The organism is Sulfuriferula sp. GW1, assembly GCF_047300855.1.
Lineage (GTDB): Bacteria > Pseudomonadota > Gammaproteobacteria > Burkholderiales > Sulfuriferulaceae > Sulfuriferula.
Map to the genome: position 1 here is coordinate 2,807,220 of NZ_CP170197.1, position 11,717 is coordinate 2,818,936.

The window sequence follows — 11,717 nt, forward strand, 5'->3', positions numbered from 1 at the left end:
GCTCAAGGTTTCAGTACCACTAAAAACACCACAATAAACAGGATCAGCACCGGTACTTCATTGAACCAGCGATAGAAGACATGGCTCAAGCGGTTGCGGTTTTCGGCAAACACCTTGACCAGATGGCCGCAATACAGGTGATAGGCCACCAGCACACCCACCAGGGCGAGCTTGATTTCCAGCCAGGCCCCCGCAAAGCCGTAACCCAGCCAGAGCCAGGTGCCGAATAGCAGCGCCAGTACGCCAAGCGGCGTCATGAAGCGATACAGTTTGCGCTCCATCAGCTTGAAGCGCTCCGAAGTGGCGGTGTCACTAACCATGGCATGGTTGACGAATAATCTCGGCAAGTAAAACAGTCCGGCAAACCAGCTGGTCACAAAAATGATGTGTAATGCCTTAATCCACAGCATGTATCTATCCGAATGAAAATGAACCTGAATCCCGCCGGCATTGTCTCTGCAGAAATACGGCGGGCATTTGACTGGATCGGCACCGTGCCCGAGGAGATCATCATGCAAGCAGGGAGTGATGCCCCGGAAAATCAGCAGCCAGGCATATTACTCCAGGCTGGAAGGACTGGTGGCACTGCCGTTCAAGGACTGGTCATCGCGGATGATTTCCATATAACCTTCCATCTCGCGCTTGTAGTATACATAGTCCATCTCCGGCGCCGCACCACCCAGGCGGGTGATGACCGCGGAAATCTGGCCGCGATGATGGGTCTGGTGATTCATCATGTGAGTGAGTACATCGCGCATCCACATCGAGCGCGCCTCGCCTTCGGATGACACATAATCCAGCTGGCCATCAAACCAGTCTTCCGGACAGCCCTCCAGCCACAGCGTGAGTTCTTCGGCCTGACGCTGGGTAGCCTCGATCAACTGGTCCCAGTCCGGATAGGTGAGCTGCCGGAAATCGACTGCCACAACTTCTCCACGCAACCGCGCCAGCCACAGGCGGTTGACCAGCATGATGTGATCCACAGTGTGGTGGATAGTGCCGAAAAACAAGCCTTGCGGGCTGCGCAGCAAGGCGCGGTCAATACCCCCCAATGCCGCGAACAGACGATCATTCGCCCACTGCTGGTAATCCGACAGCACCCCGAAATAGCTTTTCCACGAATACCGATTTTGCATGATCAACCTTTTTTAATGAGTGCCTTATCCAGACGACTGCGCAGCTTGACGAAATCGAGTGAACCTATGGTTTGTTCAACGATATTGCCATCCTTGTCGATCAAATACGAAGTAGGAGTAAGCTTTACATCATCAAACTGATGCGCCAGATTACCCTGCACATCCAGCGCGACCGGAAACGGCAGGGCGCGCTGCTGCTTGAACCGGAGCACATAACTGGGGGGGTCGTAACTCATGGCGACTGCGATCACTTCGAAACCCTTGTCATGATATTGATTGTAAGTTTCCACAATATGCGGCATTTCTTCCACGCAACCAGGGCAAGTGGTCGCCCAGAAATTCACCAGCACCATTTTCCCATGCAGGCTTTGCATGGATATCTTCTTGCCGGTGAGGTCGGTAAATGTCACTTGCGGCGCCGGGGTTTTTTGCGTCAACCCGAGGAACAGTGCGACTGCAAGTGCGCCGAGCACTACAGTAATCAACACATACTTGTGATATCGTTTATTGCTCATCTGCCTCTTTCCATCCAGAACTCGTCATGCAGGATTGTCATGTTTTTCGCCACCCTTGTCATTAGCACCATCGTTGCAATAAATCAGCTGATTAGACATACCGACAATCAGGCCAGCAGCAATTTGAAAAAAACCCGGGCGCATGGTTCCATGAATTGCGTAACCCAGGCTTGCAAAACCCGCGGCTCTATAAATAATCGACCCAACAGGATGGTGGCATACTGATGGCAAAAGTCCTGTTCATACTCACCGCCGCCCACGAGCTCACACTCAAAAACGGTGATCGTATCCCGAGCGGTTTCTGGGCGCAGGAATTCGTTCCACCGCACCATATTTTTCTCGAACACGGGCATACGATCGACATTGCCACCCCCAGGGGAAAACCAGCCGCGCTGGATGAAGACTGTTTTGCACCGGCATTTCACCACCACGATAGCGGCCGTATCGCCAACCTGCGCGAACAATTGTCCGACATCGAGGCTTGGCACACTCCATTATCGCTGGAACGACTGGCGCTGACAGGCGCCAAATATGACGCGATATTTTTCCCCGGCGGATACGGCCCAATGGCCGATTTGATTTGTTCCGGAGCCGCAGGCAACCTGGTCAAACGCATCCTGGCCAGCGGCGGCCTGATCGGCGCAGTATGCCATGGGCCAGCAGGGCTGGTCATGGCACAACAGGACGGAAACTGGCTATTTGCAGGGTATCAGATGACCTGCTTCAGCCCACAGGAAGAACAGCTGGCCGGATTCGCCGACACGCTGCCCGAATTGCTGGCTGAACGCCTCGCCAGGCTGGGCGGGGAATTGCATTTTGGCGCACCGGACAGCGAGCATGTCGTCATCGACCGCCAGCTCCATACCGGCCAGAACTCGGCTTCAGTCGAAAAACTGGCTTTTGCGATGGCGCGCCGGCTCAAAAAAATGGGCAGCCTGGACAAAGATGCTTGCGGCACCCCGTGCTCCTGATTCAAATTGCGTTTAAATCTCCCGTCGCGTCAGTCTTGACTGGCATTTATTCCAAGCCATCTTCCTTGATCAATCCCGCTTCGCGTAACGCATCATAAACAATCTCCACCGCATGGCTGAACACCGGCATGCCGCCGACGATCGCCGCCGTCTCGCATACGCCATATAACTCGCGCGGTTCTGCTCCCGCTTTCAATGCACCCCGCACATGCAACTGGGCGGCTTGCGTGTGCCCCAGAGCCAGCAGCATGGCGAAATGCACCAGCTGCTGAGTCTTCCGGTCGAGTGGATTGTCATGGATAAGCGATGCACGAAGCGATTCAACGGCGTCGATTGAGGCTTCATGGTCGGCGAGTTTGGCCAGCGCGCTGCGCTTCCTGACGTTATCCGGAATGAAACCGAGCAGGTCGCGATAGCGTTTTTCGATTTCTGTTGCACTCATCCCAGTACCCGTCCGGTTTCCTGCCATTCCATATATTCCGGCGCTGCGAGGCCTTGCTGACGCATCAGCAGGTCGATCTGCCCGAGATGGTAGGCATGATGCCCCAATACAGACCACAAAAAACCGATGCCGGTATAGTGCCTGCCGGTAAAGACGAGCTCTTTTTCCAGCACTGCGGGCGTCAAGGCATGCAGATTTTCCAGATTAACGGCGTGCGTGGTGCGATAGGCATCAATCAGTGCAGGACCATCGGGCAGGTTTTCCAATGCACTGGGCTTGCCCGGCAGTGGCATGGTGGCTTTGGCCGGCAGGCCTGCCAAGTGCTCAAACCAATGACGCTCGGCATTGATCAGATGTCTCGTCAAAGCGCCGATGGTGATTTTATTGACCCGGGTGCCCAGGAAAAGTGTTTCAGAGTCCATGGGAATGGCGCTCCACTGCGTGTCGCTCAGCATGCCCAGATAATCAAAAGTATGGATAACTTCCTGATCGAATAAAGATATAAAACGCTTTAGTTCATTCATGACAAACCTCCAGTAATAAATACCACGTAATGCCCTGATAAATACGCTTCCAAAGTCCATGGCTATAAGTCCGACTCTATCGATGTTCGAATAGTTTCATATCCGCGCCTGGAAGAATGCACCAGCCAAACTGCACTTAACCTTGAGAAAGCCTGAGAAAGTAAAGGGTTATTTAGCCGCCTGGTTACTGATAAAATGGCGCTTTAGCAATCGCCGTGCTGCTCATGGACACCCCCCGCCTTCGCGAAATTCCCTACAACTACACTTCGTTTTCCGACCGCGAAATCGTCATCCGCCTGCTGGGAAAAGAAGCCTGGGAGATCCTCAACCAATTGCGCGGTGAACGTCGCACCGGACGCTCGGCACGCATGCTGTTCGAGGTGCTGGGCGATATCTGGGTGGTGTCGCGCAACCCCTATTTGCAGGATGACCTGCTTGCCAACCCCAAGCGCCAGGCGGCATTGATCGATGCGCTGAATCATCGCTTGAATGAAGTCGACATGCGCCGGCAGGACAATCCGCTGGTTGCGCCGCTGCTGGAAGCCGCACGCCGGGCCGTGGCCGATTTCCGGTCGGATTTTTCCCATACGCGCCAGCTGCGCCGTGACACGCTCAAAAAACTGAGCCGCCATACGCGCAAGGACAACATCCAGTTCGACGGCCTGGCACGCGTTTCCCACGTCACCGACGCCACCGACTGGCGCGTGGAATACCCCTTCGTCGTACTCAACCCGGACAGCGAAGCGGAAATCGCTCACCTGGTCAAAGGCTGCATCGAACTGGGGCTGACCATCATCCCGCGCGGCGGCGGCACCGGCTACACCGGTGGCGCGATACCGCTCACGCCTGACTCTGCTGTCATCAACACGGAAAAACTGGAGGCTTTGTCCACGGTCGAAATGACGCGCCTGCCCGGCGTGGATCGTGACTACGCCACCATCCACTGCGGCGCCGGGGTGGTGACGCGGCGGGTGATGGATGCGGCGGATGCGGCGGGCTTCGTGTTCGCGGTCGACCCGACCTCGGCCGACGCCTCCTGCATCGGCGGCAACGTGGCGATGAACGCCGGCGGCAAAAAGGCCGTGCTGTGGGGCACGGCGCTGGACAATCTGGTGTCGTGGCGCATGGTGACACCGGATGCGGAATGGCTGGAAGTCACCCGCCTCGATCACAACCTGGGCAAGATCCATGATGCCGCGACGGCGCGTTTCGAGATCCGGCGCTACGACATTGACGGCACAGCCGAGATCGCCCGGCCGGAAATCCTGGAAATCCCCGGCCAGCACTTCCGCAAGGTGGGGCTGGGCAAGGACGTCACCGACAAGTTCCTGGCCGGTCTGCCCGGCATCCAGAAGGAAGGCTGCGACGGCATCATCACTTCCGCCCGCTTCATCCTGCACAAGCTACCTGCTTTCACGCGCACGGTGTGCCTGGAGTTTTTCGGCCAGGTGCGCGAAGCCGTGCCTGCCATCGTCGAAGTCAAAAATTATCTGGATGCCCACCCTCAAGCCATCCTCGCCGGACTGGAACATCTGGACGCGCGCTACATCAAGGCGGTCGGCTACGCCACCAAGGCCCACCGCAACGAACGCCCGAAAATGATCCTGCTGGCCGACGTGGTGGCGGATGACGAAGCCGCTTGCGGCGAAGCGGCTTCGCACATTGTCCAGCTCGCCAATGCGCGCGGCGGCGAGGGCTTCATCGCCGTGACTGCCGAAGCGCGCAAGAAATTCTGGCTGGATCGCGCCCGCACCGCCGCCATCGCCGCTCACACCAACGCCTTCAAGATCAACGAGGACGTGGTGATTCCGTTGCACCGGCTGGCGGATTATTCCGACGGCGTGGAACGCATCAACATCGAGCTTTCCATTGCCAACAAGCTGAAATTGCTGGATGCACTGGAACCGTTTTTCCGCGCCGACCTGCCGTTGTTCCAGGATGAGGATACGGTGGCCGACCCGCAAATGATCGAAGAACGCCGTAGCCGCGCGCTGGCCCTGCTGGAAAAAACCCGTATGCGCTGGCGCTGGCTGCTGGACCATCTGGACGCGCCGCCCGCCAGCGCGGGTCTCGCCATCGTCAATACCGATCTGGTCGCATCCAACGGTCACACCACGGTGTTCCAGGCCCTGCAGGACCACACCCTGCGCGTGTCGTGGAAGCGCGAAGTGCGCAAGGAACTGCAGCGCATTTTTGTCGGCCGCGAATACCAGCCGATACTGGATGCCAGCGACCGCCTGCACAAACAAATCCTGAAAAGCCGCGTGTTCGTGGCGCTGCACATGCATGCCGGCGACGGCAACGTGCATACCAACCTGCCGGTCAATTCCGACGACTACACCATGTTGCAGGAAGCCAACGCCGCGGTGGCGCGCATCATGCATCTGGCGCGGGACCTGGGCGGCGTGATTTCGGGCGAACACGGCATCGGCCTCACCAAACTGGAATATCTGGAAGACGAAGCGATCCAGAGCTTCGTGCGCTACAAGCACAAAGTCGACCCGGAAGGCCGCTTCAACAAGGGCAAGCTGATGCCCGGCGCGGATCTGCGCAACGCCTATACCCCCAGCTTCTCTCTGCTGGAAACCGAGTCGCTGATCATGGAGCAGTCCGAGATCGGCGAGATCGCCGACTCGATCAAGGACTGCCTGCGCTGCGGCAAGTGCAAGCCAGTATGCAACACGCATATTCCGCGCGCCAATCTGCTGTACAGCCCGCGCAACAAGATCCTTGCGACTTCGCTGCTGATCGAGGCTTTCCTGTATGAAGAGCAGACCCGGCGCGGCGTTTCCATCCAGCACTTCGACGAATTCGGCGATGTGGCCGACCACTGTACCGTTTGCCACAAGTGCCTGAACCCCTGTCCGGTCAACATCGACTTCGGCGACGTTTCCATCGCCATGCGCAACTTCCTGCGCAAGCAGGGCAAGAAAAAGTTCAACCCCGGTACGACGGCGTCGATGTTCTTCCTCAACGCCACCGATCCGGCCACCATCAAGCTCACCCGCAAGGTGATGATAGACTGGGGTTATCAGGCGCAGCGCTGGGCTTACCAGGGCGCGAAGAAACTTGGCCTGATCAAGACACAAACCAGCCATCCCCCCTCCACGCTGGGCACCGCCCCGGTACGTGCACAGGTCATCCACTTCATCAACAAACCCATGCCCGGAGGCCTGCCCAAAAAAACCTCGCGCGCGCTGCTGGGACTGGAAGACGCCAGCATCGTGCCGGTAATCCGCAACCCGGCCAAACTCAGCGAGGATTCCGACGCTGTGTTCTACTTCCCCGGTTGCGGCTCGGAGCGCCTGTTCTCGCAAGTGGGACTGGCGACGCAGGCCATGCTGTTCGAACTCGGCACGCAAACCGTGCTGCCGCCCGGCTATCTGTGCTGCGGCTATCCACAGACCTCCAGCGGGCAGGCGGACAAGGGCGACGCCATCACCACCGAAAACCGCGTACTGTTCCACCGTGTGGCCAATACCCTCAACTACCTCGACATCAAGACCGTGATCGTGTCCTGCGGCACCTGCATGGATCAGTTGCTGAAGTACCAGTTCGAGAAAATCTTCCCCGGTTGCCGCCTGCTCGACATCCACGAATACCTGCTGGAGAAGGGTGTAAAACTGGAAGGCGTGAACGGCACGCGCTACATGTACCACGACCCGTGCCACACGCCGATGAAGACCTATCAGCCGCTGAAGGTAGTAAACCAGTTAATGGGTGAAGAGGTGAAGCTGAGCGAGCGCTGCTGTGGCGAATCCGGCACGCTGGCGGTGTCGCGCCCGGATATTTCCACTCAAATCCGCTTCCGCAAGGAAGAAGAAATCCGCAAGGTGGCCGGACAACTGCGCACCGAATCGGGTGAAACTGCTGCGGTGAAAATCCTCACCTCATGTCCGTCGTGCCTGCAGGGCTTGTCGCGCTACGATGACGACGCTGCCACCTCGGCAGACTACATCGTGGTGGAAATGGCCAGACACCTGCTGGGGCCGGACTGGATGGAGAGTTACATAGAGAAAGCCAGCAACGGCGGCATCGAACGGGTGCTGCTGTAATCCTGATCCGACGGTGTCAGGACTGTGTGGCAAGCGCAGCCCTGCGCAGGTGACGATTGAGCCAGAGCGGTATCAGGCCGAGCAGTATGCCCCCCACCGCCACCACTCTGCTGGTGGTATTGAAAGCCGGCAGGCTGTCTATCCCGACAAACCAGAGAAAGCCTGCGCTGGTTAATGGCCAGAACACCAGGAAGGTCAGGTTATAAGCATTTTTTGGCTGATTGCTCCACACATGCCAGGCGCACGCTAAACACGCCAGCCCGTAATAAAAAGCCGCCTGAAAGCCGATGGCATTGACCGAATCCTGAATGATCTGGTTGACGCTGGGTATGCCCGAAGCCAGCAACAGCAGCAACAAGCCAAAGCCGGCAATCACCAGGGTGGCTATCCACGGCGTATTCCAGGACGGATGCAGACGTGCATAACGCGGGTGCAGCATGCGGTCGCGGCTTTGCGCGAACAGCGTACGGCTGAACTGCAGTATGGAAGTCTCCAGCGTGCCCACGGTACTCAACATGACTGCCAGCACCGCTATGTAGCTCCAGGGTTTGGGGAACAGCTTTTCGGCAATGGCAAGTACCACATTCGTGCCCGATGCCTGGATTTCCTGATCGCTCAACACCAGGAGTGTTGCCATGGCAAACAGGATAAACAGCGCCAGCACCACCAGCATGGCCAGCAGCGAACTGAGCCCCGCCACCCGTGAACCATCTCGTGTTTCTTCATTGAGATTGACGGTCACATCCCAGCCCCAAAAAAAGAATAGCGCCGTCAATGCGCCCAGCGTGAAAAGGTGGGGAGTGAAGCCAGCCGGGCTGAATGAAGTCAGCGATAAATGATGCGCGGGGTGGCTGCCGTATTGCAGCCACGCGGCGATTAAAATAACCAGCACGATGCCCAGTTCCACCAGCGTCATCGCCACCTGCACATAGCTGGTCAGTTTGATGCCCTTGATAATCACGGCGCTGACCACCACGAGCCAGGCAGCGGCAACCAGCGTTACGCTGCCCGTGCTGTTAGCCAGATTGGGCGCGACCAACGCCAGTGTGGCAGTGGCTGCGGGGATGGTACCGGATACCATGAACACGGCCGAAGCAACCAGCAGCGCCCAGCCGGAAAGAAATCCCAGTATCGGATTAAAGACACTGCTGAGCCAGGCATAGGACGCGCCGGCATTGGTATCCAGCCGGTTCAGATACATATAGGCAAACGTCACGCCGAACATGATCAGCCCGCAATACAGCAGGCTGGCCGGCGACAGGATGCCTACCGCTGCGATCAGCGTGGCGCTGGTGGCGGCAATGGAAAATACCGGCGCGGTACCAGCCACACCCATGATGGTGGATTCCGCCAGACCCAGTGCGTTTTTTTCGAGACCGGATGCTGCGCTCATGTGCCCCCAAAGCGTAAAATGATAAAAATATTCAACCTGTCCGTGCATGCGGATTATGGCCCTACAAGAGAACGCAAACCGGCCGGATATGGTTGACACGCCGGATACAAAGCTCGCCCGACAGGCACATCTGCTTACTACTCAGGAATGAATACAATGGAAAATTGCGAGCTATGCACCCAGCCTGGTGGCGAGTTGTTGTGGAACGATGATTTTTGCCGTGTGGTACTGATCGACGACGTGGACTATCCCGGCTTTTGCCGGGTGATCCTGAATGCCCATGTCAAGGAAATGACCGACCTTGCCGAGGCGCAGCAGCTGCGGCTGTTACGCGTGGTGCTAGCTGTCGAATCGGCGCTGCGCGAGACGCTCAAGCCCGCCAAGATCAACCTCGCCAGTCTGGGTAACATGACACCGCACCTCCATTGGCACGTCATTCCGCGCTTTACCAGCGACCGGCATTTTCCCAACCCGATCTGGGGGGCGCCGCAGCGCGAATCGCGTCCCCAGGGCCAACTCAACCTGATTGCCGGCATTTTGAAATCCGCTTTGGCGCAGCGTCTGTAACCGGCCAAAACACTCCGGCTGCGCGGAAAAACACCCTCAAGCGGCCGGCGGCGCCATCACCCGGCCGGATGGAAAACACGCCGCAAAACAGCTGCCTTTACCAACCTGGCTGTCGATCATCAGTCGCGCCTGATGACGGGTAAGCACATGCTTGACGATAGCGAGACCTAGGCCGGTACCACCCGTTTCACGTGAGCGGCCACGGTCGACTCGATAGAAACGCTCGGTGAGGCGCGGGATATGGTGCGGTTCAATACCGTCTCCGGTATCAGTCACGCTGAAACATGCTTCACCGCCGCGCGCCGCCCAGCGCAAGGTGATATTGCCACCCTTGGGGGTGTAACGCACCGCATTGCTGACCAGATTGCCGAAAGCACTTCGCAGTTCGTTGAGGTTTCCCATAACCCAACGGTCAATATCGATGAACAGCTCGACATGGTGACGTTCGCCGCTCAGGCTCTGCGCATCCTGAAATAATGACTGTGCCAGCGCAGGCACATTGATGGGTGTTTCCTGCAGACGGTTTTGCGGACTCTCCAAGCGCGACAGGGTAAGCAGGTCTTCCACCAGCATGCGCATGCGCTCGGTCTGTTGCTGCATCAAATCGCTGTAGCGGCGGAAATCCACCGGATTGATGTGCTCCATGTCGGCGAAGGTTTCCAGGAAACCGCCTACCACGGTGAGCGGCGTGCGCAATTCGTGCGACACGTTGGCGACAAAATCGCGGCGCATCGCGTCGACCAGTTCGATCTGGGTAATATCCCTGGAAATCAGCATCTTGCGTTTGTCGCCAAACGGCACCAGTTGAACCGATAGCGACACATCGCGGCTGGCAGGCGATTTCATGATGAGCGGTTCGCTGTAATCATGTCCCGCCAGATATTCATGAAACGGGGCCTGCCGAATCAGATAACCAATGAACTGACCGCGATCGGTAACGTTATCCAGACTGAAATGCCGGCTGGCTGCAGGGTTGAACCAATCGATCTGGTCAGTATCGTTAAGCATTACGATACCGTCCGGGATGGCCTGTGCGGCATGCTCGAAACGATCGAGCAGCGCAGACAATTTGGTGGTGCTGCGTTTTTGCCGGCGCAGCAGGCGCTCCAGACCGTAGAAGATATCATCCCAGGCGCCGTACGCTTGGGGGATATCACCACGCTCCCCTCGCTCCAGCCAGCGGATCAACGCAGCCATCTGCCGCAAATGGTAGACCAGATAACCAAGCACGCCCAGCACGAACAGGGCAATGCCCGCCGATACATTGAATAATGCTGCAGCCAGCAGGGCTGCAAACAGCATACCGCCCAGCATCAGGGCTGGACGCCACCAGAAATCAAACAAGGCGATCCCCGTCGCTTAAAGGGGGTTAATTATGCTTGAAATCATGTATGCCAGGGCAGACAATAAAATCACGCAGGTTGTGCTGACAGGCGATAGCCAGCCCCGCGCACCGTATCGATCAAGGTTTCATGCCGGGTAGGTTCCAGCGCCAGGCGCAAGCGGCGGATATGAACATCCACAGTGCGCTCCTCCACAAACACATGGTCGCCCCATACCTGATCGAGCAACTGTGAACGCGAGTACACGCGCTCCGGATGGGTCATCAAAAAATGCAACAGGCGGAATTCGGTCGGACCCAGTTCTACCGGCGTCCCGTTGCCAGTGACGCGGTGACTCACCGGATCCAGACTCAACCCCCGTATTTCCACTTTGTCCTCGGTCATCTGCGGCGCGCGGCGGCGCAACACCGCCTTGATGCGCGCTGACAATTCGCGCGGTGAAAACGGCTTGGTAATGTAGTCGTCGGCGCCGGTTTCCAGGCCGAGCACTTTGTCGCGTTCCTCGCCACGTGCGGTAAGCATGATGATGGGCACATTTTTCATGCGCACGTCGGCCCGAAATTTCCGGGCGAGGTCGATCCCGTTCATGCCGGGCAGCATCCAGTCCAGCAACACCAGATCGGGCAAACTGTGCTTCACCATACCTGCCGCTATCTCGGCCGAATCGGCGCACAGCACGCTGTGACCGGCCTGTGTCAGATTAAACCGCACCAGTTCCTGGATACCGGGTTCGTCCTCTACCAACAATATCGTCGCAGCCATGTTCGCTCC

General features: G+C 57.7%; 11 protein-coding genes. 3 read left to right on the forward strand and 8 right to left on the reverse strand.

The annotated features are described in order from the left end of the window. Positions 1–2 precede the first annotated feature (2 nt). From ACFDAU_RS13925 to ACFDAU_RS13935, 3 genes are all read right to left on the reverse strand, one after another. Positions 3–410 carry a CopD family protein gene (locus ACFDAU_RS13925; protein ID WP_413437498.1) on the reverse strand — a complete coding sequence of 136 codons (408 nt, stop codon included), beginning with the start codon at positions 408–410 and terminating at the stop codon, positions 3–5. A 147-nt stretch (positions 411–557) separates the two neighbouring features. After that, positions 558–1,136 carry a DinB family protein gene (locus ACFDAU_RS13930; protein ID WP_413437499.1) on the reverse strand — a complete coding sequence of 193 codons (579 nt, stop codon included), beginning with the start codon at positions 1,134–1,136 and terminating at the stop codon, positions 558–560. Between the two features lie 2 nt (positions 1,137–1,138). After that, a complete protein-coding gene (locus ACFDAU_RS13935) occupies positions 1,139–1,651 on the reverse strand; it encodes a TlpA disulfide reductase family protein (RefSeq protein WP_413437500.1) in 513 nt (170 codons plus the stop codon). Positions 1,652–1,875: 224 nt separating this feature from the next. On the opposite strand from ACFDAU_RS13935, the gene ACFDAU_RS13940 reads away from it, so the two are divergent. Further along, a complete protein-coding gene (locus ACFDAU_RS13940) occupies positions 1,876–2,622 on the forward strand; it encodes a type 1 glutamine amidotransferase domain-containing protein (protein WP_413437501.1) in 747 nt (248 codons plus the stop codon). A gap of 46 nt (positions 2,623–2,668) precedes the next feature. Here ACFDAU_RS13940 and ACFDAU_RS13945 read toward each other — a convergent pair whose 3' ends face one another. Together ACFDAU_RS13945 and ACFDAU_RS13950 are read right to left on the reverse strand one after the other, a co-directional pair. After that, positions 2,669–3,064 (reverse strand): carboxymuconolactone decarboxylase family protein, encoded by a 396-nt coding sequence (locus ACFDAU_RS13945; RefSeq protein ID WP_413437502.1) that lies wholly within the window; start codon positions 3,062–3,064, stop codon positions 2,669–2,671. Next, positions 3,061–3,588, reverse strand: a complete 528-nt coding sequence (locus tag ACFDAU_RS13950; protein ID WP_413437503.1) for a DinB family protein — start codon at positions 3,586–3,588, stop codon at positions 3,061–3,063. The genes ACFDAU_RS13945 and ACFDAU_RS13950 overlap by 4 nt, the downstream gene beginning before the upstream one ends. A gap of 224 nt (positions 3,589–3,812) precedes the next feature. Between ACFDAU_RS13950 and ACFDAU_RS13955 the strand changes: the two genes are divergently transcribed. Beyond that, complete coding sequence (locus tag ACFDAU_RS13955) at positions 3,813–7,643, forward strand: DUF3683 domain-containing protein (protein ID WP_413437504.1); 3,831 nt, start codon at positions 3,813–3,815, stop codon at positions 7,641–7,643. 16 nt (positions 7,644–7,659) lie between these two features. Here ACFDAU_RS13955 and ACFDAU_RS13960 read toward each other — a convergent pair whose 3' ends face one another. After that, complete coding sequence (locus tag ACFDAU_RS13960; protein WP_413437505.1) at positions 7,660–9,036, reverse strand: APC family permease; 1,377 nt, start codon at positions 9,034–9,036, stop codon at positions 7,660–7,662. A gap of 156 nt (positions 9,037–9,192) precedes the next feature. Between ACFDAU_RS13960 and ACFDAU_RS13965 the strand changes: the two genes are divergently transcribed. Then, a complete protein-coding gene (locus ACFDAU_RS13965) occupies positions 9,193–9,603 on the forward strand; it encodes an HIT family protein (RefSeq protein WP_413437506.1) in 411 nt (136 codons plus the stop codon). A 36-nt stretch (positions 9,604–9,639) separates the two neighbouring features. Here the strand turns inward: ACFDAU_RS13965 and phoR are convergent, their stop codons facing one another. Both phoR and phoB read right to left on the reverse strand, forming a co-directional pair. Next, positions 9,640–10,947: a phosphate regulon sensor histidine kinase PhoR gene (gene phoR, locus ACFDAU_RS13970; protein WP_413437507.1), complete on the reverse strand. Its 1,308-nt coding sequence runs from the start codon at positions 10,945–10,947 to the stop codon at positions 9,640–9,642. A 68-nt stretch (positions 10,948–11,015) separates the two neighbouring features. Continuing rightward, complete coding sequence (gene phoB / locus ACFDAU_RS13975; RefSeq protein WP_413437508.1) at positions 11,016–11,708, reverse strand: phosphate regulon transcriptional regulator PhoB; 693 nt, start codon at positions 11,706–11,708, stop codon at positions 11,016–11,018. Positions 11,709–11,717 lie beyond the last annotated feature (9 nt).